This is a genomic window from Lysinibacillus sp. CNPSo 3705 (assembly GCF_028674935.1).
Classification (GTDB): Bacteria; Bacillota; Bacilli; order Bacillales_A; family Planococcaceae; genus Lysinibacillus.
This window is the reverse complement of record NZ_JAQZSD010000003.1, coordinates 93,685-114,467: the sequence shown is the minus strand read 5'-3', so window position 1 is coordinate 114,467 and position 20,783 is coordinate 93,685. Positions and strand designations below refer to the sequence as shown.

The 20,783-nt window shown below is 36.2% G+C and carries 25 protein-coding genes; 10 read left to right on the top strand and 15 right to left on the bottom strand.

The genetic code is table 11. The features are described from left to right. The 6 genes from PVA17_RS02220 to PVA17_RS02195 form a co-directional block, all read right to left on the bottom strand. On the bottom strand, nucleotides 1-1,032 hold the full coding sequence (locus tag PVA17_RS02220; RefSeq protein ID WP_483307997.1) for a FecCD family ABC transporter permease: 1,032 nt from the start codon (nucleotides 1,030-1,032) through the stop codon (nucleotides 1-3). Continuing rightward, on the bottom strand, nucleotides 1,025-2,032 hold the full coding sequence (locus tag PVA17_RS02215) for a FecCD family ABC transporter permease (protein ID WP_132361349.1): 1,008 nt from the start codon (nucleotides 2,030-2,032) through the stop codon (nucleotides 1,025-1,027). The genes PVA17_RS02220 and PVA17_RS02215 overlap by 8 nt, the downstream gene beginning before the upstream one ends. Before the next feature lie 252 nt (nucleotides 2,033-2,284). Further along, entirely contained in the window at nucleotides 2,285-3,262 is a 978-nt protein-coding gene (locus PVA17_RS02210; protein WP_132361347.1) for an ABC transporter substrate-binding protein, read from the bottom strand. Nucleotides 3,263-3,482: 220 nt separating this feature from the next. Then, nucleotides 3,483-4,313 carry a helix-turn-helix domain-containing protein gene (locus PVA17_RS02205; RefSeq protein WP_274066745.1) on the bottom strand — a complete coding sequence of 277 codons (831 nt, stop codon included), beginning with the start codon at nucleotides 4,311-4,313 and terminating at the stop codon, nucleotides 3,483-3,485. A gap of 10 nt (nucleotides 4,314-4,323) precedes the next feature. Then, nucleotides 4,324-4,788 carry a DinB family protein gene (locus PVA17_RS02200; RefSeq protein WP_274066744.1) on the bottom strand — a complete coding sequence of 155 codons (465 nt, stop codon included), beginning with the start codon at nucleotides 4,786-4,788 and terminating at the stop codon, nucleotides 4,324-4,326. A gap of 6 nt (nucleotides 4,789-4,794) precedes the next feature. Next, nucleotides 4,795-5,322 (bottom strand): nucleotidyltransferase family protein, encoded by a 528-nt coding sequence (locus PVA17_RS02195; RefSeq protein WP_337993586.1) that lies wholly within the window; start codon nucleotides 5,320-5,322, stop codon nucleotides 4,795-4,797. Nucleotides 5,323-5,721: 399 nt separating this feature from the next. On the opposite strand from PVA17_RS02195, the gene PVA17_RS02190 reads away from it, so the two are divergent. Beyond that, the gene (locus PVA17_RS02190; protein ID WP_274066757.1) at nucleotides 5,722-6,474 is read left to right on the top strand and encodes a sulfite exporter TauE/SafE family protein; all 753 of its coding nucleotides are present in this window, start codon (nucleotides 5,722-5,724) and stop codon (nucleotides 6,472-6,474) included. Here PVA17_RS02190 and PVA17_RS02185 read toward each other — a convergent pair. Further along, nucleotides 6,471-6,827 (bottom strand): YybH family protein, encoded by a 357-nt coding sequence (locus PVA17_RS02185; protein ID WP_274066743.1) that lies wholly within the window; start codon nucleotides 6,825-6,827, stop codon nucleotides 6,471-6,473. The genes PVA17_RS02190 and PVA17_RS02185 overlap by 4 nt on opposite strands. 128 nt (nucleotides 6,828-6,955) lie before the next feature. Here PVA17_RS02185 and PVA17_RS02180 point away from each other — a divergent pair, with 128 nt between their 5' ends. Continuing rightward, nucleotides 6,956-7,447 (top strand): SRPBCC family protein, encoded by a 492-nt coding sequence (locus PVA17_RS02180; RefSeq protein ID WP_132361335.1) that lies wholly within the window; start codon nucleotides 6,956-6,958, stop codon nucleotides 7,445-7,447. Between the two features lie 194 nt (nucleotides 7,448-7,641). Here the strand turns inward: PVA17_RS02180 and PVA17_RS02175 are convergent, their stop codons facing one another. Together PVA17_RS02175 and PVA17_RS02170 are read right to left on the bottom strand one after the other, a co-directional pair. Then, nucleotides 7,642-8,118 carry a hypothetical protein gene (locus PVA17_RS02175; RefSeq protein WP_274066742.1) on the bottom strand — a complete coding sequence of 159 codons (477 nt, stop codon included), beginning with the start codon at nucleotides 8,116-8,118 and terminating at the stop codon, nucleotides 7,642-7,644. A gap of 245 nt (nucleotides 8,119-8,363) precedes the next feature. Next, nucleotides 8,364-8,876 (bottom strand): DNA-deoxyinosine glycosylase, encoded by a 513-nt coding sequence (locus PVA17_RS02170; protein WP_274066741.1) that lies wholly within the window; start codon nucleotides 8,874-8,876, stop codon nucleotides 8,364-8,366. Between the two features lie 326 nt (nucleotides 8,877-9,202). Here PVA17_RS02170 and PVA17_RS02165 point away from each other — a divergent pair, with 326 nt between their 5' ends. From PVA17_RS02165 to PVA17_RS02155, 3 genes are all read left to right on the top strand, one after another. Next, nucleotides 9,203-10,741, top strand: coding sequence for an ATP-binding protein (locus PVA17_RS02165; RefSeq protein WP_274066740.1), 1,539 nt, complete (start codon nucleotides 9,203-9,205; stop codon nucleotides 10,739-10,741). Then, nucleotides 10,710-11,423 carry a response regulator gene (locus tag PVA17_RS02160; protein WP_132361327.1) on the top strand — a complete coding sequence of 238 codons (714 nt, stop codon included), beginning with the start codon at nucleotides 10,710-10,712 and terminating at the stop codon, nucleotides 11,421-11,423. Before PVA17_RS02165 ends, PVA17_RS02160 begins: the two co-directional genes overlap by 32 nt. Before the next feature lie 103 nt (nucleotides 11,424-11,526). Beyond that, nucleotides 11,527-12,849 (top strand): CitMHS family transporter, encoded by a 1,323-nt coding sequence (locus tag PVA17_RS02155; protein ID WP_274066739.1) that lies wholly within the window; start codon nucleotides 11,527-11,529, stop codon nucleotides 12,847-12,849. Between the two features lie 276 nt (nucleotides 12,850-13,125). On the opposite strand, the gene PVA17_RS02150 is transcribed toward PVA17_RS02155, so the two are convergent. Beyond that, nucleotides 13,126-13,917, bottom strand: coding sequence for a DUF2268 domain-containing putative Zn-dependent protease (locus PVA17_RS02150; protein WP_132361323.1), 792 nt, complete (start codon nucleotides 13,915-13,917; stop codon nucleotides 13,126-13,128). 107 nt (nucleotides 13,918-14,024) lie between these two features. On the opposite strand from PVA17_RS02150, the gene PVA17_RS02145 reads away from it, so the two are divergent. Next, nucleotides 14,025-14,282, top strand: coding sequence for a hypothetical protein (locus tag PVA17_RS02145; protein ID WP_132361321.1), 258 nt, complete (start codon nucleotides 14,025-14,027; stop codon nucleotides 14,280-14,282). Nucleotides 14,283-14,368: 86 nt separating this feature from the next. Here PVA17_RS02145 and PVA17_RS02140 read toward each other — a convergent pair whose 3' ends face one another. After that, nucleotides 14,369-15,106, bottom strand: a complete 738-nt coding sequence (locus PVA17_RS02140) for a polysaccharide deacetylase family protein (RefSeq protein ID WP_132361319.1) — start codon at nucleotides 15,104-15,106, stop codon at nucleotides 14,369-14,371. Nucleotides 15,107-15,390: 284 nt separating this feature from the next. Here PVA17_RS02140 and PVA17_RS02135 point away from each other — a divergent pair, with 284 nt between their 5' ends. The 3 genes from PVA17_RS02135 (at nucleotide 15,391) to PVA17_RS02125 (ending at nucleotide 16,859) form a co-directional block, all read left to right on the top strand. Next, entirely contained in the window at nucleotides 15,391-15,513 is a 123-nt protein-coding gene (locus PVA17_RS02135) for a hypothetical protein (protein WP_256469487.1), read from the top strand. A gap of 302 nt (nucleotides 15,514-15,815) precedes the next feature. Then, a complete protein-coding gene (locus PVA17_RS02130; RefSeq protein ID WP_132361317.1) occupies nucleotides 15,816-16,118 on the top strand; it encodes a YunC family protein in 303 nt (100 codons plus the stop codon). Between the two features lie 117 nt (nucleotides 16,119-16,235). Further along, nucleotides 16,236-16,859, top strand: coding sequence for a DUF2238 domain-containing protein (locus tag PVA17_RS02125; RefSeq protein ID WP_274066738.1), 624 nt, complete (start codon nucleotides 16,236-16,238; stop codon nucleotides 16,857-16,859). A 155-nt stretch (nucleotides 16,860-17,014) separates the two neighbouring features. Here the strand turns inward: PVA17_RS02125 and PVA17_RS02120 are convergent, their stop codons facing one another. Together PVA17_RS02120 and PVA17_RS02115 are read right to left on the bottom strand one after the other, a co-directional pair. Continuing rightward, a complete protein-coding gene (locus tag PVA17_RS02120) occupies nucleotides 17,015-17,662 on the bottom strand; it encodes a uridine kinase family protein (RefSeq protein WP_132361313.1) in 648 nt (215 codons plus the stop codon). A 155-nt stretch (nucleotides 17,663-17,817) separates the two neighbouring features. Next, complete coding sequence (locus PVA17_RS02115) at nucleotides 17,818-18,360, bottom strand: histidine phosphatase family protein (RefSeq protein WP_274066737.1); 543 nt, start codon at nucleotides 18,358-18,360, stop codon at nucleotides 17,818-17,820. A 502-nt stretch (nucleotides 18,361-18,862) separates the two neighbouring features. Here PVA17_RS02115 and PVA17_RS02110 point away from each other — a divergent pair. Further along, the gene (locus PVA17_RS02110) at nucleotides 18,863-19,108 is read left to right on the top strand and encodes a group-specific protein (protein WP_132361309.1); all 246 of its coding nucleotides are present in this window, start codon (nucleotides 18,863-18,865) and stop codon (nucleotides 19,106-19,108) included. A 44-nt stretch (nucleotides 19,109-19,152) separates the two neighbouring features. Here the strand turns inward: PVA17_RS02110 and PVA17_RS02105 are convergent, their stop codons facing one another. Both PVA17_RS02105 and PVA17_RS02100 read right to left on the bottom strand, forming a co-directional pair. Next, entirely contained in the window at nucleotides 19,153-19,311 is a 159-nt protein-coding gene (locus PVA17_RS02105; protein WP_132361307.1) for a DUF1540 domain-containing protein, read from the bottom strand. Between the two features lie 154 nt (nucleotides 19,312-19,465). Continuing rightward, the gene (locus PVA17_RS02100) at nucleotides 19,466-20,728 is read right to left on the bottom strand and encodes an erythromycin esterase family protein (protein ID WP_132361305.1); all 1,263 of its coding nucleotides are present in this window, start codon (nucleotides 20,726-20,728) and stop codon (nucleotides 19,466-19,468) included. Between the last annotated feature and the right edge of the window lie 55 nt (nucleotides 20,729-20,783).

Here is a 20,783-nt window from a genome sequence, read left to right as displayed (position 1 = left end):
CTATGCCTTCGATTTCACTAGTAAATATAAGAAATATGGAATCCCGATAATCGAAACAACAATACCAACTGCCAGCTCAGACGGTGCAAACACGGTTTTCCCTATAAAGTCAGCAAAAATAAGCAATGCCGCACCTATTAATGCACTTACTGGCATGACATAACGATGTTGGATCCCAACAAGCTGATTAGCAATATGTGGTGCCATTAATCCAATAAAACCGATACTACCTGACACCGATACGCAGGCACTGACTAAGCCGACGCTTGCCAATAACAGCTTCATCTTCTCTTTTTCTACCGCTATTCCTAAGCTAGTAATACTGTCCTCTTCTAATTGAAAATAATCGAGCAAATAGGATTTCCGATAAACATAAAAGCCTATTAAAATAAGCCAAGGTAGCATAGTCACAACAAAAATCCAGTTTGCATTATAAATAGAACCAGCCATCCAAACTGCAGCAGCTTCATAATCTTGAGCATTCATTTTCAATGATAAAAACAGTGACAATGCCCCGAATCCACTATTAATCGCAATCCCTGTTAAAATTAGCCGTTGCATATCTAAATGACCGTTTTTCAAGGCAAACGTGTAAATTAACACAGCAGCCATCGCACCACCAACGAATCCAAAGATCGGCATCATCAAAATGGACAGCCAGCTACTCATATCTGCAGATGTAAGATGTAATTGAAAGAAAAACATAAAGATAACTACCGCTGCACCAGCACCAGCATTGATCCCTAAAATCCCAGGGTCTGCTAGGCCATTACGCGTAATACCTTGTAGCACAACCCCTGCCATCCCTAAACCAACACCTACTAATGCTGCAATGACAATTCGTGGTAAACGAAATTCAAAAATGACAAGATCAAATTTTGGATTTGGTTCAATGCGTAGTAATGTTTTTAAGATATCCATCACCGTCATATCAAAGACACCGTTTGTAAGATGGAGATAGCTGGCACCAAAAATAAATAACATGAGTATCAAAACAGTCATAACGAATACACTCGAGGTTTTTTTACGCACGTTTTTCACCTCCGTGTTTACGTACTAAATATAAGAAGAACGGGACACCAACAAATGCCGTTAATACACCGATTGGCGTTTCGAATGGATAATTAACAAAGCGACTGAGTACATCACAAAGCGCTAAGAAAAATGCTCCTACTGCAGCTGCACACGGAATGATAAAACGGTAATCCACTCCAACAAGGAAACGTGTAATATGAGGAATGACTAATCCTACAAAGGCAATCTTTCCTACAAGTGCAACAGCCGTACCTGTTAAACAGACAACGGCTAGCATACTAATAATTTTCACGGCTTTTGTTTTTTGCCCAAGCCCAATAGCTATATCTTCTCCTAATGAAGTTATCGTAATGGCCTTAGCTGATACTAATGCAAAAACTAAACCGACTAGCCCAAATGGAATAGCTAGCATGAGCATATCCATATCCACCATATGTACCTTTGTGTTATACCAAACACTTACCGTTTGTGATACTTGGAAATACATCGCAATGGCTGTAGCAATACTGCTCAAAAACGTACCAATGACCGTTCCAATAATAGCGAGTCTTACTGGTGATAAACCATTTCGAATTAAAGAGCCAAAACCAAATACAATCCCTGCTCCTAATGCTGAACCGAACATTGAAAGTAATATCATTTGGTAATTAGGAAGCCCTGGGAAAAATACTATTGCTAACGTAATCATAAATGCAGAACCATCATTCACTCCCATTAGTGAAGGGGATGCTAAATAATTTCGTGTAATACCTTGCATTACTGCCCCAGCCACCGCTAAAAATGACCCAACTAGTAATACCGCGACAATTCTAGGAATACGTCCTGTTCGTATAATTTGGTGGTCAACATTCGATGGATCAAATGCAGTAATCGCCTGCCACACCGTAATTGCACTAATGTCTTTTGTGCCGTACATAACGGATACTAATGCCACAATTGCAATTAGGATTGGAGCAGCTGCTAATATTGAAAATGCCACAATGTTTGTTTTTTTCAACTTCCACACCTTTTTCTATATCAATTATTCCTCGGCATAATTGTAGCTGTCGCTACAGATAAACAATGCGTCCGGAGGCTTTGGCCCAACACGATGTTGGTCACTCAGGCATTTTCACAGGATGTGAAGTTTTAGCCTGAGTTCCTCTTTACAGCGGATGTTTGGACATCCGCTAAAAGAAGTTGAACTCTATCTTATAAAAGGCTGGTAATAGCCTGGTGATGCCACCAAATCTACTACCAGCCCTTTATACTATTTAAGTAATTTTTCAGCTGCGATATCTAAGAATTTCACCTTAGACCATGCAGTACCACCTTGCGCTAAAGGTTCAATGGCATTTACGAATACTTGATTATTTTGTGATGCCTTTAAGCTTGCAAAGATTGGATTCTTTTGTAACTCTTCTAATGCTTTTGGTGCGTCAGCATTTTCTGATTCCTCAAATTGAAGGAAAATAGCATCTGGATTAACCTCTGCTAATGTTTCAAGAGATAGTTCAGCCTGTGCCTTTGCAGTTTTTAAAACCTCTGGTATTGGAGCCCCTAAATCTTCATATAGCACAGGGTTTAAATAAACGCCCGCAGGATAGATATACATGATGCCACCACGTACTCGAATAACTAGTACTTGCTTGTCCGCTAATTGCTCTTTAGATTTCACTTGAGAATCAGCAACCTTCGCTTCATAATCAGCAATAATTTTTTTAGCCTCGTCTTCTTTACCTGTAAGCTGTGCAAGTAATGTTAAGTTCTCTTTCCAATTTGTAGAGACATGTGAATATGGAATCATCGTTTGAATTTTATTGAGCTTTTCAGCCATTTCCTTAGGATATTTTGTAGAACCTAAAATAACATCTGGATCAAGTTTAAGAATGGCTTCTGTATTCGGTGTCATTTTATCTCCAACAAGCTCAGCACCTTCTAAATCAGAAGCAAGATATGCTGGAATTTTCCCAGCGATATCAAGCACGCCAACAGGCTTGATACCGAGCATTGCCGCATCTTCCATAGACTCTAAGCTTGCAGCTACTATGTTTTTGACATCTGCGGCAATTTCGTATTTTTCACCTAAGTATGTAATCGTTTGTGTTTTCGCTTGATCTTGTGTTTCTGATGCACTAGTTTGTGCTGCATTATTTGTAGATGTAGATTCCTCTGCTTTATCCGTCCCACACGCAGCCAAGGATAGAGCTAATAGAGCAGGTGCACACATTTTAAAATATTTATTCATAGATTTTCTCTCCTAACGAACATAATTATATTGATAATGATAATCATTTTCATTTATAAGTCAATAGTATTGATCGTTTTAATTGATATTCATTATCATTTACGGATACTATCCTAACAAAGAGAAAACTAGTTGTGAATGGACGAATTCGCGAAGTACATGGACTTTTGCCGATTTGCGACCACAAAAAAAAGCCGCTTCTTGTTTAAGAAACAACTTTTTAGACGTATTTAGCTTCCCCCAGCATTGTTTTTCGATATGATGTCGGGGACATTCCAGTACATTTTTTAAATACTCGACTGAAATAAAAGCAATCTACATAACCTACACATTCTGCTATCTCTGCTACTGGAGAATCGTCATATTTCAGTAATTCCTTCGACCGTCGGATACGATATTCCGTTAAGTAGACGCTAGGCGTCATCCCTGTGTGCTGTTCAAACAGATAAGCAAATCTACGACGCTCCACGCCAAATTCTTCAGCAATTTTCGAAACAGAAAGTTGAGTAGCATAATTCTCATGTATATACTGTAAAGCTTGCTCCATCTGGTCACTTGCCGTATCGAGTATCTTCACTTTTGCCGATATAAGAATGGCTTCCAAAAGATTCATAAATAGAGTTTTTGCTTTGAATATTGACATATTATCTGGCATTGCTTGGCTTTCTATTAACTGCTGTACATAGTCAATAATTTTTGTATGACAGCCAGTATTAATTAAAAAGTGCTGAGCTGATAATGGATATTGCGGTATTTCTTCTGAAGGGATATGGTAATGAACAACCGCATACTCCCATCCTTTATCATCTGAAGCTTTAATTTCGATTGGCATTTGTGGTCCTGCATGTACGACCATTCCCGGCTCCATTGCATATGGGACACCGTTAAAGCTAAATATAGCGCTACCTGCAAGTGGCACAACCAATCCACACTTCCCAGGGGCTGTTGTTCGACCAATATCTATTTGGCTCGGCTCCATTTTATTTGTAAAAACATCCATAAAACTTACAGATGCATGTGCATAATAATCGATTAAATATTTGATATCCACTTTATACCCTCTACATTCTTAAGAACTTTCGAACTTGTGAAAAATGATGCAAATCATGATCTACTAAACTTGCAAAATAACCGGAAAGTGTTAATTCTGAATTACCTATTGTAAAAGGCTGTCGCCATTGCTCATCAACTATTTGATAAAGCGCGTCAATTAGCAGCTGTCTCTGTTTAATAAAATTGGCTATCGTTTCTTCTTTACTTTGTACACGACTATCTTTTGCTGCACTAGTATTCAGCTCTTCTACAGTCGGTCCTTTTGGTAAGCTTTCTCCTGTAAAAAGAAACGGTAGACGTTGTTTTACCACGAACTCATCCCATGGAGTAAGATGTCCAATTACCTCTGCCACCGTCCATTTTCCAGGAGCTCTAGACGTGCGCCATAGTTCTTCTGTTATGCTTGCTAAACTTTCGACAAACACGATAGCTTTTTCATAATGCGAGATTATTTGATGTTTATCGTGATACAAATTCCCTTAGCTCCTTCGCTTCATTTTAGTAGAAAATCTGTAGTTTCGGCCAAATTGATTTCCACTGTTTGTTATGAATTCTGTTTTATAAACGTCATGCATCGGAGAGTCTTTTTGAAAATATTGTGTAGGAGCGACAGTTCCAGAAACTAAGTGTTTGATACCGTGTGGTGCAGCTATCTCAAGTATTCCATTCGTAAGTCTCACACCAATAGCTGTCGGGGTTTCTGGAAAATGTGCCATGCCATCTATAGATGACTGATAAGGTGTTCTATTATTTACTACATGCATCCTTGCTTGATTTTTCACTGACCAAGGCTCATTCGGTAAATACTTCGTCAATTCTTGTTCATGCTGCTTTTCATAGTTCTCGGAAAGATTTACTTTATCAAAATATATCACATCAATATCGGCTAATGGTGTTCTATCTTCTTTTTCATGCAAATAATCCCACACCTTTGATCGAATAAATCCTGCACATACCCATGAATCAGGTAATTGTAACTTTTCTACAGTTTTTAAAATGTTCATCATCCAGTTATCTGCGGCAATTAAGCTTTTTAGCTCTTGTTCTGTTTTTATCAGTTTCTTTCACCTCTGAATTCATAATTATTATGATTCTCAACCCATGTTCATATTTGGGGGGCAATACCCTTAGATGCTTCACGAAAATATCATGACCTGCATCAGCGATTGACCCAAACTATTTATAACTCAATTTCATAGGGCTAAGCAGGGCCCATGAGAAGAAATCGGCGCTTTAAGGGGACTGTATTTCAAGAAGAAGTATTATTTTGTATAAATTACATTTATATAAAATAAAAAATAATATATTAGATTTATAAATTATTTATCAGTACCCTTTAACTAATAACGCTAAAGGAGACGCTTATGAAAAAAACTTTTATTTTGATTGTGATGTTTGCCATTGTAATGAGTCTTTTTTATACAAAGCTTTCACTGACGCTCGTCGGTATTGGAATTATTGCTGCTTTTATCGGTACACTTGCTGGAGGGGCTGGGCTAATTACGATCCCTGCTATGATGCTTGTTGGTATACCTATTCAAACAGGCATTGCTACGAATAAATTTTCATCGGGCGTTGCAGCGTTGTCGAGCATCTTTTATCTTCTTTATCATAAAGAGCTTCGTCTAGTATCTATTATGAAATATGTTGCTGTAGCTATTGCTGGAGGCGTTTGTGGAGCACTCCTAACCGTATCCATCTCAGAAAAAACAATGAATATTATTGCATGTATACTCCTTATCTTCGCCTTATTTATAACGCTGAAAAATAAAAAATGGACTGTTATCTCAGAAGAAAATGACACTAAACACAGCAATAAATTATGGCAGCCATTTTTAATAGCGGTTTATGATGGCGGCTTTGGACCTGGCTCTTCAACCTTCAGCATACTGCACTTTTTACGTAACCATTACTCCTATATAAAGGCTGTACAGCTCACACGCGTCCTTATTTTCGGGAGCTGCACAGGGGCATTTATCGTTTTTTACCAAAGAGGCTTTATTCAATGGCATTATGCAATGGCGATGGCAATAGGCTCCATTATCGGCTCTCAGCTCGGACTTTTCATTCTACCGAAAATTCCGATAAAAATAGCTAAAATCCTCTTAATAATCATCATTTCATTACTCCTTATTCAAGTAGCAATAAAAATAATTTAACTGCTTAAATGTTCATGAATTAACTTCCATTCATTGTTTAAGACCGTAAAAATATTCGTTGCTCTACCGCTACCTGATACAAATTTCCCGTTATGATAGCCTTCATAATGGTATGTATAAATACAGGTAGCTGATTGTTCATCAACCGTAAGCCACTGAACATCGGCGGCCGAATAAACTTCTTCCTTTATCACATCCCATGCATTATTGAAATAAGCTCCTATTTCTTCTAGTGTTATGCATGTTTTATCCGAAAACCAATACACCGCTTGTGGATGCAAAATTGCCTTTACGTTATTAAAATCATGGGAATTTGTCGCTGCAATATAGTTGTCTAAAGCTTGATATGGCATGGTAATTCCTCCTTTCTTAACTAATATTAATTGAAATTCTACTACTTAACGAGAATAAAATTGAAGAAGACATGACATGACTATTTCAAACAGTTTATGATGAAATAAAATAAACAAGGAGGGTATCCATGCTTGCTACTATTCAACAACAACAACATCACTATATCGTAAAATTTAAGCGACCACTGTCACATTCAGTTGATGCCGTTTGGGCAGTATTAACGGAGAATGAAAAGCTTCAAAAATGGATGAATAATTTAGAAATCATTGATCTTCGAAAGAACGGCATAATCCATTTTAATATGAATGATGGAACAAATGCTTATAAGGAAATAGCAATTACTGACTATACCGAGAAAAGTGTACTCGAGTTTGAGTGGGGCAAAGATACAGTAAGGTTTGAGCTCTCCCCTACTAGCAGCGGCTCCATATTAATATTACTTGAATCGATTAGCGAGCTAACTGAGCATACACCTAAAGATTTAGCCGGTTGGCATATATGCTTAGATATGCTCTCAGATTTATTAAACGGAACTGTACATGACGAATTTCCAATGGAAGAATGGCACAATAGGTTTGCAGCGTATACGCAGCTTGTGGATGACGTAGAGAAAATGTAAACAGAATTACGAATAAACCTCCTAAGCAGAAAAACACATGCTTTAGGAGGTTTATTATTGTTGAAAAATAAAATGGTCAATGCAGACATTTTAGGTGATTTACGTTTTAAGCTACTCGCTTTCTGAATAGCATATAAAAATTCCCCTATTAATGACATCTTTATTTCATATATATTGCTAGTTAATACGCCTAATTACCATCTCGAACATTCATACGAGCGAATATTTCTTCTTGCAATAGTTTGGAAGCGCCAACCACTTCTGTTACTCCAACGGAACCCTGCAATAAACTCTCTTCCTACAGCAGTTAGGAAGAACCAAAAGCCTGCTCCATTAAACATCCATATATACGTATTTCTAAATAAGCAAGCTTGAATACCACTTGTACCTATTCCAAAAGGTGGCAGTGATGGCACAAAGCTAGGCGGTGGACCAAGAGGCATTTGACCTGCTGGTGGCGGGCCAAAACTAGGTGGTCCAAATGATGGCGGCGGGCCGAAACCTGGCGGGCCAAACGGCGGTGATGGACCAAAACTAGGCGGGCCAAACGGCGGTGATGGACCAAAACTAGGCGGGCCGAACGATGGTGGTGGTCTAAAACCAGGAAGTCCAAATGATGGTTCGAAACCGGGTTCTGGCAGTGGCACAATTTCTTCATATGGATTGTACATGATAAACCCCTCCCTTTACATAATTCAATATATGTAAAAGGGCTAATAACCGTTGAGCAAATTGCCCATTAGCTTTGTATTCAGTCGTTCTAAACCGTATTCGTATTTACAAGGTATGTTTTCCAAAAAAAGTCGTACCTTCATTTTAAATTCTATTATTGCGCCGTAGAATCTTACTAACTTTGGCCGTAATGCCCTATTATAAACCTCTCCGTCAAAATCAGCGGGGATTTTTTGTCATGTCATTATCTAGGCAAAAAAGAATCCATCACTCGCCAATCCTCCAGCTTTTCTTCAAAGGATTTAATATTTTTACCTGGTATTGGACTAGTCGAAGGCATTTTTTGATATGCTCGACCATCTAAAACTTCAAGGCCAATATGCTTTTTAAAAATTTCGAATAATTTTGCGCCATTAAAGAGCACTAACTCAATATTAGGATAGTGCTCGAAAAGGGTTTTAAAATCATTCGGTTTTTCATTACGAATGGCCGCATCTAAGCTCCCTTTACGCTCACACGATTCTATTGTATCCCAGAGACCAATATGATGATCCTTTAGCCATTTTAATCTTTGTCCATACTCCTGAGGTACATCCATCCCTATTATTCCCCCAATAATCGGCCAAAAGTGATTACGTGGGTTTCCATAATATTGTTGCTTCTCTAATGATTGCTTTCCTGGCATTGAGCCAACGATTAACACCTTCGTTGATAAATCAATAATTGGTGGTAATACATTTTTAAGTTCATTCGACATTACTTTCACTCCAATCAACTTATTTACACAGATACGTTTTAACAAATGTCATCCACATCTTTTGCTGATGAGCCCAAATCATCTTGTTTTCCCACTATCCTACAGTAGATCAAGCTTGAGGGTCCTCCTCTATTTATTGGCTATTTATGATAGACTAATCATCAGACAAATGCGCTATTTTTGAGATATTTTTATTTTTCCGTAAAGGTAGCAGTTACGAGTATCAAACTACATAGAGGTGAAATATGAGAAATTGGTTCCGATCTCTTACAGTTAGAATGATTTTTTTAATAAGTATCCTAATCCTTTTAATATGTGGAATGTTCATGTATCTATTGCAAGAGCATATCCGGGATACGACAGAAAAACAGATGGGAGCGGAAGCATTAAATATTGCTAAAACTCTCGCATCTATGGAAGAAATCACAGCAGCATTTGATAAAGAAAATCCAAGTGAAATTATTCAACCAATTGTCGAGCCTTTAAGAAAAGAAACTGACGCAGCATTTATTGTCGTTGGAAATTCTCAAGGAATTCGTTATTCACATCCTATAAAAGATAAAATTGGAGAGAAAATGGTTGGTGGAGACAATGATGCCGCATTGCTAGATAGACAAGCTTATATTTCTAAAACCATGGGGTCATTAGGCGAATCTATTCGTGGTAAAGCTCCCATCATAATAGACAATAAAATTATTGGTGTTGTATCTGTCGGTTTTTTAACAGAAAATATCGACACGATCATCGAAAGCTATATGCACAAATGGATTAAATACACGTTAATTATTCTTTTAATAGGCATATTAGGTGCAATAGCTATTTCCATTTATATTAAAAAATTATTGTTTAATATGGAACCTATTCAAATCGCTAAATTATATCAACAAAACAAGGTCATTTTAGAAACAACAGCCGAGGGTATAATAGCTGTCGATCAGTTTAATCAAATTACGACTATTAATAGCAGTGCTTACGAAATGTTAGATTCCGCTCATAATAAGTCTCTATCAGATTGGATGGGTGCAAAGATTGAACATATTTTTACGCCTAAAATTGTTGCAGAGAAAAACATTTATAATTTAGAGCTACCACTTGATGAGCATATTATCATTTTAAATAAAACGCCTTTAGTTGAAAAGAAAAGGAAAATTGGTTCATTATACACCTTTAGAAAAAAAGTAGATATTCAAAAAATCATTGATGAATTAAAACAGATGAAGCAATATGCAAATGTTCAACGAGCATATACTCATGAATTTGCTAATAAGCTCCATATCATTTTAGGTTTGCTTGTTCATAAGCATTACAACGAAGCGATTGAATTTATTAAAGAAGAACGAAACATACAACTTAAAAATCAAGCTTTTTTAAATAGTAATGTAACAACCCCTCTTCTACTTGCATTAATACAGGGGAAAATTGCAGAAGCCGCAGAACTAGGCATCAAACTCGAGCTAAATGACATTTCTTCCTCAATCGAATTATCCAAACAGCAAGAAAACGCTATTTTAACAGCTCTTGGTAATGTACTTCAGAATGCTATTGAAACTTTAAAAAGCTGGGAATCCTCAAATAAAGTAATTCAACTATCTATCAACAATTATAAAAACCATTACTTATTTGAGATTCAAGATAATGGCCCGGGTATTGATAATACTATTTACGATAAAATTTTTACAAAAGGTGTATCCACTAAAGAAGGGTTAGATCGCGGACATGGACTAGCTATAAGCAAAAAAGCCCTTCAGGAGATAAATGGAGATATTTTATTGGATTCAGGTGATTTATCAGGAGCATGTTTTTTAATAATAGTTCCTAAAGGAGACGTGGAGAATGACAATATCAAAAAGTGTATGGATTATTGAAGATGACTTTAGAGTAGCAAAAATTCACGCAGATTATGTTCATAATATAAACGGATTTATCGTTACTGAAAATTTACGTACAGGAAAAGAAACGATTGAAAAGCTAAAGACGACCTCTATTTTACCAGAAATTGTATTAACCGATTTGTATATTCCAGATGTTGAAGGGAGCTCATTAGTAAGCCATATACGCCATCTTTATCCATCTATAAAAATTATCGTAATCTCAGCAGCGACGGAAATAAGTTTAATAAAGGATATAGTAGACTTAGGAATCTCAGATTACTTAATAAAACCCTTTGAAGAGCTTCGACTTCAAAGAGCCTTTCAGAAATATTTACAGGAACATCATTTATTTCAAAATAGCAAAAATGTCACTCAAAAGGATCTTGATTCATTATTTTATAGGGAATCTAGCAATAAAATAATAGTTGAAGAAACGTTTGTAAAAGGGATAGATTTTCACACATTACAAATTGTTAAAAGCATTTTCGAAGATCTCAAAACCCAGGAGCTTACAGCCTCACAATTAAGCGAACTCATCGGTTCAAGTCGTTCAACAGCCCGCCGTTATTTAGAATACTTAGTTGGCGAACAGTTTTTACAGACAAAATTGATTTACGGCACCGTCGGAAGACCTGAACGAAAATATGTATATCATGAAACTTATGAACAAAACTAATATTATATTCTTTATTTAACATATGACTATATTGTTTTCCTCTCTTTGGTACTATGATATTTTTTAAATAATCTGAATGGTTTCACAAAGGGAGGGAATATTTTTGAGTTTAAGTATAATCGGATTTTTAACCATTATTATTATTGTCGCTCTACTTATTAGTGGTCGTGTATCACCACTTGTCGCAATGGTAATACCACCTATCGTGGCAGCATTTATAGCTGGCTTTAATTTTGATGAATTAGGAGAATTCTTTAGTTCTGGATTAAGCTCTGTGATGAACGTAGCTGTTATGTTTATTTTTGCGATTATTTTCTTTGGTATTATGCAGGATGTTGGATTATTCGAACCATTGATCAATAAAATGATTGCGCTTTCAAAAGGAAACATTATTGTTGTTGCAGTAATAACAGTAATAATTGCTGTAGTAGCGCAACTAGATGGCTCTGGTGCTTCAACATTTTTAATTACAATCCCAGCATTATTGCCATTATATTTACGTTTACGCATGAATCCATATTTATTGCTGTTATTAGTTGGGGGAGCGGCAGCAGTTATAAATATGATTCCTTGGGGTGGTCCATTAGGGCGTGTTGCTTCAGTTTTAAAGACGGATGTCACTGAACTTTGGTATCCTTTAATTACTATCCAAATCATTGGTGTCTTGTTAATGATAGCTTTAGCGGTGTTCCTTGGTTTTAGAGAAAAGCGCCGTATTCTAAAACAATACGGTACCCTTGACTTCACAAATGATGATCTTGCTATTACACAAGGTGTTGTTTCATCAGAAGTAGACACAAGCTTACAACGACCAAAACTATTGTGGATTAATGCTATTGTTACGGTTCTTGTTATCGGAATTTTAGTTGCAGGTATTTTACCAGCAGGATTAGCCTTTTTAATTGGCGTGGCCATCGCCTTACCAATCAACTATCGTTCTCCTAAAGAGCAGATGGAACGTGTACGAGCACATGCACCGAATGCCTTAACGATGGCGTCTATCATTATTGCCGCCGGATTATTTTTAGGCATCCTGAATGGTACTGGGATGTTAACTGCAATTGCCAACAACGCCGTACACATTCTACCATCTGCCCTATCATCTTATTTACATATCATTATCGGGGTTTTAGGGGTACCATTTGATTTATTATTAAGTACGGATGCATATTATTTCGCTTTATTCCCTGTAGTTGAACAAATTGGCTTATCTTTCGATATTGATTCTCTTTCAACTGCCTATGCAATGATTATTGGTAATATTGTAGGTACATTTGTATCGCCACTTGCCCCTGCTGTTTGGTTAGCTTTAGGCTTATCAGGGTTAGAAATGGGAAAACACTTAAAATACTCTTTCTTCTGGATGTGGGGATTGAGCATTACTTTACTATTCATTGCTGTAGCAATAGGAATTATCGCTATCTAGCTCATCATCGATTGTTGGAGCTGATATTTTTAAAACGTATGCTATGTGTGGTTGAAGCGACTCCTTGGGGATTAGAAGACCCTGCAGCGAAGCGGCAGCTGCAAATGTTTTTCTGTGCGAAAGCGTAGCGGCAGCAACAAATGTTTTTCTGTGCGAAAGCGTAGCGGCAGCAACAAAGCGCCTAGCCGGAAGAAAATCACCACCCGTTATAATGAAAAAAAGGACCAGTTGTCGAGTGGTGAATCGGCAACTGGCTATTTTTATATAGATATCGTCTTATAATGGAAAATCAGATCCAGTAAGTAGTTCTTTTGAGCTTTTTACATGTAGGCTATTGGCTGAATGATTTCTAATATATGACCTTACTATTTCATAACCAATGCAATACCCTATCCATTGAGGAAGCTTTCCGCCATATAAAAATTCAGCATGGTTATTTAACCCTTGTATATTGATATGAGGTAAAAAATGTTCCTTCCAAATTTCTAGCATTTTATCTACTGAGTAGGAACTCAACCATGGCGCTAACCATCTATCACCGTAAATCTCCTCCACTGCACATTCTGCTAATCCCTCTAAAATTAAAGAATCTAACAACGTCACCTTATCCAGAGGTTTATTTAAATATTGCAGACGACAAACGTGATTATACTCATGCGCAAATAACGCTTTAAGCTCCTGCTTTTCAAGCTCTCCAATATATAAAAACAAAGCATTTGGATAGGCAACGCCGTTTTTATTCGTAATCGTTTGCTCTTGTGTGATTGGAAAGATATAGATTGGTATAGTTGGTCCGCTCCATCTCTCTTTTAAATATATAAATTCCGTCTGTACTACTTCCCAAACGTTTTGTTTTTTCAACTTGTTAATGTCTATTTTTTCATGTGATTTAAACAGCCCCTGTTGCTGTAGTTCAAATTGTATTTCATCTGGAGACCCACCAATAAAAATCTCTACTAAACGATCGCAAAGAATAGAGCGTTGTAAGTCCTCAAGATTTTTACTATCATTAAGCCTTTGACTAGCTATTAATTCATTGAGCCACTCATCTGTTGGTATTACTGACATACATTCCCTCCTTACTATAGCTTATGTTCGAAGTAGACAATCGGCTAGTGATAATGATTGCAACCGCATATATTAGCTTGTAAGGAAGTAGAAAGGAGGGATAGTTTGTGAATCCAGCTGATACTTATAATCTTTGTCGTCAATATCATGGCAAACGTGTAAGAATTACAGAAACATGTGGCAGAGTACATTACGGAGAAATAACTAGGGTGGATAGAAGACAGGTATGGATTCTACCTGATAGACGATTTGGCGGTTATGGTTTAGGTTATTGGGGTTGGGGTTTTGGAGGAGCAGGTTTTGGCGTTGGAATCGCACTTGGAGCGGTTGCCGGGATTGCACTAGCACCACTATTATTTTGGTAATATCGAAATTGTAAATAATACCTATCCGCTGCGTATGACAGAAGAAAAAAATAAGCCATTTCAATCTCTGAGATGGCTTATTTTTCTTATTGCACTTGCTCTTGTTGCTGTTTGCTTTTAATCAACTCGGATATTGTGACAAAAGTATAACCTTGTTTTTTAAGTTCTGGTAAGATTTTTTCCAGTGCCTTAATGGTCTGCGTTCGATCGCCGCCTCCATCATGAAACAAAATAACATCTCCAGGCTTCGACCCCTTCATCACTTTTTGGACAATTTTGTTAACCCCTGGCTGTTTCCAATCTTGAGTATCCTGATGCCAAGACCACATAACTACTTTATATCCATCCTTAACAGCGGAATTGATCATTTGATCATTATAGTAACCGCCTACAGGACGAAACAAAACTGGTGCAAATCCAGTAATACCATAAATTATTTCCTTTGTCTTACGTAGTTGTGCCTGTAATTCAGCTACGGAAGCTTTAAACGGATGTGAATACGTATGATTGGCCAGCTCATGCCCTTCAGAATAAGATCGTAAAACAAGGTCTGGATATTTTTCTGCATTTTTCCCAATAATAAAAAACGTAGCCTTTGCATCATACTTTGCCAATAAATCTAAAATAGCTGCTGTATATTTAGGATGAGGTCCATCGTCAAAGGTAAGAGCAATTATTTTGTCTTTTGTGTTAATATCCCAAACAACTTCCCCTGTCTCCTCATAATAAGGTCGACCTTTATCCGCATAAGTTGTCAGCTCTGTAAAAAATACCGATATGATTAAAAAACAAAGGGATAAAACCAATACATATTTACGTGTCATAAGCATCACCTCCCAAGTTCAAATTCACATAACTCCGTCAACTTACTATTTACGAATTACATTGAATTATACTTGTGAAGGTTTGGCTGTTTTCCCCTCTTACAAATTAAATTCCCTATCATATTTTGAACGAAATGTGAAAACACTCATAATGTACTTTCTTTTTTCACTAATTGATGTAAAATGAATGAAAGACACGACTGATATATAACAACAAGAGATAAAATCAATTATTTCATCATCTGTTATAGCACAAAAAAAACCAACAAAGGGGATCTTTCATTATGTGGATTATTACAGTTTTTGAACAAAATACTTACCGTATGTTCGAGTATAAAACTAAAAACGAGGCAACGGTTGCATTAAAAAATTTCAAGCAAACTGCTATGCTTTCTTATACTAAATAATTTTAAAGAATCAACTCTTATGAAACGGGTTGATTCTTTTCTTCATTTTGTTGGAAAAACTATATGTCAATCGAGGTATTGATTCCTGTTCCAACCTTGGCGCTTTCGTACAAAAACTCCAGTCTGTGACGTAATCCCCAAGAGTAGTCGAAACGGAAATCAACAAACTTACTAAGAATATATCTTCTCACATAACACATTCGCCGTTCGTTTTATTTTAGGTAACAAATAATTTTTAGTGAAAATGTCGAACACCTTTTTATCTATTGCCATATGTATATAGAGAAAAGGAGTGATTTCGGATGGTAACAATTGAGCCTATTATGATTAAAGGCAATTTTTTCACTGCGATAATTGTTCAACTACCAAAAACAACCCTGCTGACAATTTCAAATGATACGGGCTACATTATGTGTGGAGCTTTAGATGTTGGACTATTAAATGATCGTTTAGCAGACCGCAAAATTATTGCTGGTCGAGCAGTTGGTGTGAAAACAATTGATGAGCTATTGACGGCTCCATTAGAATCCGTGACATATGAAGCGCATCAGCTTGGTATTACGGAAGGAATGTCTGGGGTAGAGGCGTTATTAAAAATGGTATAAAAATTTTTTACAAAGCGTCAGTGCAATATGACTAGGCGCTTTTTTACTCCTGTCTTATGTAAAGGTGTATAAGCTATTTACTATATCCCTATACTTTAGACAAAAGGAGTGTTCGTTTTGAAAAAAGATAAACATCGGAAAATACATGTAATTTTGTTGTTAATAGTACTTATCATTTTCGTGTGGTCTGTCATAAAACCAGCATCCTATTTGGACTGGGTCGCAGAAGTAAGTCCTGCTGTCGTTGCCATTATTATTGTAATCGCTATTTATAACAAGTTTCGCTTTACAACGTTTTCTTATTTTATCATTGCCCTTTTGTCTATTTTAACATTTATTGGTGGGCACTATACTTATTCGGAGGTTCCACTTTTCAACTGGATTAAAGAAGAGTTTTACTTAAAACGCAATGACTACGACCGATTTGGGCATTTCTTAAAAGGTTTGATGGCCATTGTCATAAGAGAAATATTAATACGAAAAACACCACTAGTAAAAGGTGCTTGGCTAACGGGCATAACAATAAGCATTATGCTTGCTATTGCTGCTCTCTATGAAATTATTGAATGGCTCAGTACAAGAATTTCAAAAGGAAGTAAAGGGGCCAAAGATTTTTTAGGTATGCAGGGCGATCGCTGGGATGCACAATGGGACATGCTTTCGGCATTCCTTGGAACAATTTTGACTTTACTGCTATTTACAAAATTACATGATAGATTATTAAAAAAACTCAAAAAGTAAAAAACATAAGCCTTTTGAGACGATACATTTACCAATCCTATCTCACATCGGAATTATTGAGGAACATGAAAGTTCGCCTGTCCTAAATAGAATCTTCTGAACATGAAATTCAATATTGAGTCTTCTGCCTGGAAACATGAAGGCTTTAACTATAGTTAAAATTTAAATGTATTTTTTTCTAGACGTACTGTTTCATCAAAAGTTTTAAAAATGATATCAAAATGCTCACTATACGAATGCATAAACAATTCATATTGGATTCGACGTTCTTCATGGGAGTGCTTTAAATAATTAATATCAGCTCCCCTTTCCATTACATCACGACTCGACCTTCTTTTTAATTCCGTCTCACCATCTGTATAAAAGTAGATTTTCAAATCAAATAATTTCGGATTAATAAATGCTACACTCATTCCCTCAACAATGGTTATGTTAGTTTTTGAAGAAATTAATGCACTTTTCATATAATGCGTATCAATTGTCAATAAATCCAGACCTTCTCTAACCATCTGAATATCCCTTTCCAAAGAAGGTAAATGATGTGCCGCTGGATGGCAAGCGGTCATTTTAAAATGATGCTGTTCGTTTCGAAAATTATAGTTGATAATTGAATGCTTGCGTATATCCGAACTAACAATATACGGGTCTGTATTCATATAATTCACTTCACTTTGGTTTAAACAGTTGATAAGTTTATTAGCAAATGTTGTTTTTCCTGCTGCACCATGTCCTGAAATACCAATAACAATTGATCTATCTTCCTTTTTAATCCAAGTAACGATATCTTGCAATAACCTATCCATCTTTCTTCCTCGCTTCCTTTTATCACAAAATATTTAGCTCATCTGCATAATGTGGGGCGTCCAGTTGGAACGGCAATCAACTTAGCACACGAATACGTTTTAACTAATGACATCCAACTTTTATTAAATAGGAAGGATATCCACCTAAATTTTCGTCATTCCCATATATGTTCTAGAGTCATTTCATGATCCTTAATACTTAGCCTAAAAACATCTGGATTTTTTAATTGAGTCCAAAATTGAAAGTCTACATCATTATGATAATTTTTTAACAGTAAGGTTATGATATTTCCATGACTAACGATAATGGTATGTTCGGACTCACTTTTGAAAGTTTCCTCAACAGCGTTAACGATACGCTCCATCGCTTCATTACTTGACTCTCCACCCTCAAACTTTAACTCCATATCGGTAAAAGTTGCTCGAAGTTTCTCATACCAATCGAGCAAATCACTCGTGCTTAATATACGTTCTGAAAGGCGTTCGTCAATTTCAACAGTTATATTTCCCCTCTTACTCAGTGGTTCTATAGTTTGAATTGCTCGTAAAAAGGGACTAGTAATAATTCGATCAATTTTTTTGTCAGCGAAAAACTCGGCTAAAACTTCGGCCTGAAGAAAGCCCTGTTCTGTTAAAGAAGCATCCGGTGACTGTCCCTTAGCTTCGCAATGTCTAATGACATAAATATGTTTAACCATATAAACCTCCTGAAGAAAATATGGAGAACCTACATCATTTAGTAATCACAATATCTGCATTTTCCCTGAGGAATATGCTCCTTTAATTAAAGGTTCGATGCTGCGTGATACCTGTTCAAAAACATTTCCTCTGCTTTTTCATAGCTTCCGAATGCAATCATCTCCCGCTTTGCTCCCCTTTTTCTAGCTAGCTCATAATCTGTCTGTACAAAAATTTCATATGCAAACCTAGGATAATATCCGCTACTTTTGAATAAGTTCTCGTCTTAACATTTACCTCACAGATTATAAGTTTTTATTTTACAGTAATTATACCTCCATTGCTAATTAGCTCCAATTTGTTTGACGCATCACCAATCTTCTCCGCTTTAGTAGTTTTAATGGGGACCCGAACACTTTTGAGTCGGATCTAAGCTTTTAAACGCCTGCCAGAGCCATTCATGAAATCATACTGTTTGACATATATTTAAGCATCATTATTTTGTTCAATAAGGAGGATTCCATGCAATCTGAAAAATTGCGACTAAGAAAGATTCAACATCTTGCTCATGAAATTACTGATAAAATGAATAAAGGTGAAAAACTTACTCACTCAGAAACGATGATTCCTGTTATTGATAATTTATCTCGTGCAATTGGCGATTTAACCGATTCCTATGGACAGTATTCCTTAGATTATGTAGAGGAAAAAGTAAAAAACGCTCATGCGCTCTTATTTAACAAGGAAAAAAATGAGGTCTATTTATAAAAATATGGGAAAAGGGTAACCATTAATATGGTTACCCTTTAGATTTAATGCTTTTCAGGATTAAATGTCTTACAATCTGTTTCCTCACTATTAGACGCCTGCTGTCCCTTTTGACTTACAACATAGATTTTTTCTGCACCACATCTGTTTCCAGAGTTCCAAAATGTACAGTTATTGACTTCACAAAGAATTTCTTGTGCCATCGTTTCCACACCTCCTCTTTTTTATCATTAACATAATTGAGGTATTCAATACTTAGTTATAGAAGGTGTTAGGAAACGGAAATATACATTATCTAAACCTCATTTTGCCATAGATCATCCTTTAATTTCATTGTCATAATAGTTTTTCTCCACACTATTCAATAACCTTTGTTGGCGTTGCTTCTTGAACAATTATAATGCCGTCATATGCCTCAATTGGTGTCATTTTAATTGTATAAAGCATCTGTGTGAACTTGTACCAAAAGCTAAAGTCATCTCCGATATTACCCATTCTTTGTTTTTTTGCTAAGATGTCAGCTAAATCCTGAGATTCATTAGCTTTTTTAAAGTCTACATAGAATATATTTTCCTTCACTTCGCTGAAAGCATCTAGTAATGCATTATGATGCTCAATTGTATGATCTTTTCTTTCGCCAGACCCATTTTGTGCCTGAAACGTATTGTTTACAAAGTCAGTTCCAATAGCAAAGTACGCATCGTTATACACTTCGTCTAAATGTTGACCCATAGATTTGTATCCTGCCGTATTCGCTGAAGTTTTCTCTATATGCCCATTATGAGCAGACATTAGTACTTTATCATGACCTTGAGCCGCTTCAAAATCAACGATCCATTGCAAGTTTTTCGCTAAATACTCATCACGAAGACTCATATAATTGCTGTCATTTAAAAATAATTGCGTGCGTTGCTTGATGATTTGTGCATATTGAACAGCAAATAAATAAGCTTCTTTCGATGATTGCTTTTCATAAGAATCTTTATTAGAGTGTAAATCTTTTATGATTGCATCAATATTTTTATCGAGCTCCTGTAGCTCACTAGCTGATAAATCTCTCATTGTTTTATTCGTCACATCTTTTAACTGTGCCTTATATTTCTTAGCACCTTCGCTATTAACCACTTCGTAATAGTTTAATAATCCTTTTTTACTATCGTCATAGCGTTGCATATCGTTTCCGTAAAAATAAATTTTATCCTTCTCATCTGCAGCCATGTTATAATCATGCATCCACTGAACAAACTCAATCATTTGCTCTGTTTTATAAATACCATAATCCAACGCTTTTACCGCTTCCTCAGCTGTGCCAGTACCATTTAAAATAAATTGATTAATTTGCTGAGCACCACCGAAGTCACCTTCTAATACAAAAACACGAACATTTTCATTTTTAATAAGAGCCTGAAATACATCCTTCTTTAATGTTTGGAATTCAACATTTCCATGTGTTGCTTCTCCAAAACCTATTACTTTCACGTCATTTGGAATATCGATATCTTCAATCGCTGATGTATATTTTGCAGCATCCTTAATAGCTTCTCCCTTTCCACAGCCCGCTAGAGATACCAAAAGAAATAATGCTGAAATGAATAAAAAACTCTTTTTAACAAATACCATTTTTAAAAATCTCCCTTAAAAGTTTCCAGAATGGTGAGGAATAATAATAAATGGG

Excerpts from the sequence above, each read along its gene's own strand:
- PVA17_RS02210 (WP_132361347.1), bottom strand. The coding sequence starts at position 3,262 with ATGAATAAATATTTTAAAATGTGTGCACCTGCTCTATTAGCTCTATCC.
- PVA17_RS02190 (WP_274066757.1), top strand. The coding sequence starts at position 5,722 with ATGAGTCTTTTTTATACAAAGCTTTCACTGACGCTCGTCGGTATTGGA.
- PVA17_RS02180 (WP_132361335.1), top strand. The coding sequence starts at position 6,956 with ATGCTTGCTACTATTCAACAACAACAACATCACTATATCGTAAAATTT.
- PVA17_RS02185 (WP_274066743.1), bottom strand. The coding sequence starts at position 6,827 with ATGCCATATCAAGCTTTAGACAACTATATTGCAGCGACAAATTCCCAT.
- PVA17_RS02115 (WP_274066737.1), bottom strand. The coding sequence starts at position 18,360 with ATGGTTAAACATATTTATGTCATTAGACATTGCGAAGCTAAGGGACAG.
- PVA17_RS02120 (WP_132361313.1), bottom strand. The coding sequence starts at position 17,662 with ATGGATAGGTTATTGCAAGATATCGTTACTTGGATTAAAAAGGAAGAT.
- PVA17_RS02100 (WP_132361305.1), bottom strand. The coding sequence starts at position 20,728 with ATGGTATTTGTTAAAAAGAGTTTTTTATTCATTTCAGCATTATTTCTT.
- PVA17_RS02150 (WP_132361323.1), bottom strand. The coding sequence starts at position 13,917 with ATGTCAGTAATACCAACAGATGAGTGGCTCAATGAATTAATAGCTAGT.
- PVA17_RS02175 (WP_274066742.1), bottom strand. The coding sequence starts at position 8,118 with ATGTACAATCCATATGAAGAAATTGTGCCACTGCCAGAACCCGGTTTC.
- PVA17_RS02110 (WP_132361309.1), top strand. The coding sequence starts at position 18,863 with ATGCAATCTGAAAAATTGCGACTAAGAAAGATTCAACATCTTGCTCAT.
- PVA17_RS02135 (WP_256469487.1), top strand. The coding sequence starts at position 15,391 with ATGTGGATTATTACAGTTTTTGAACAAAATACTTACCGTATGTTCGAG.
- PVA17_RS02140 (WP_132361319.1), bottom strand. The coding sequence starts at position 15,106 with ATGACACGTAAATATGTATTGGTTTTATCCCTTTGTTTTTTAATCATA.
- PVA17_RS02170 (WP_274066741.1), bottom strand. The coding sequence starts at position 8,876 with ATGTCGAATGAACTTAAAAATGTATTACCACCAATTATTGATTTATCA.
- PVA17_RS02195 (WP_337993586.1), bottom strand. The coding sequence starts at position 5,322 with ATGATGAACATTTTAAAAACTGTAGAAAAGTTACAATTACCTGATTCA.
- PVA17_RS02130 (WP_132361317.1), top strand. The coding sequence starts at position 15,816 with ATGGTAACAATTGAGCCTATTATGATTAAAGGCAATTTTTTCACTGCG.
- PVA17_RS02105 (WP_132361307.1), bottom strand. The coding sequence starts at position 19,311 with ATGGCACAAGAAATTCTTTGTGAAGTCAATAACTGTACATTTTGGAAC.
- PVA17_RS02160 (WP_132361327.1), top strand. The coding sequence starts at position 10,710 with ATGACAATATCAAAAAGTGTATGGATTATTGAAGATGACTTTAGAGTA.
- PVA17_RS02165 (WP_274066740.1), top strand. The coding sequence starts at position 9,203 with ATGTATCTATTGCAAGAGCATATCCGGGATACGACAGAAAAACAGATG.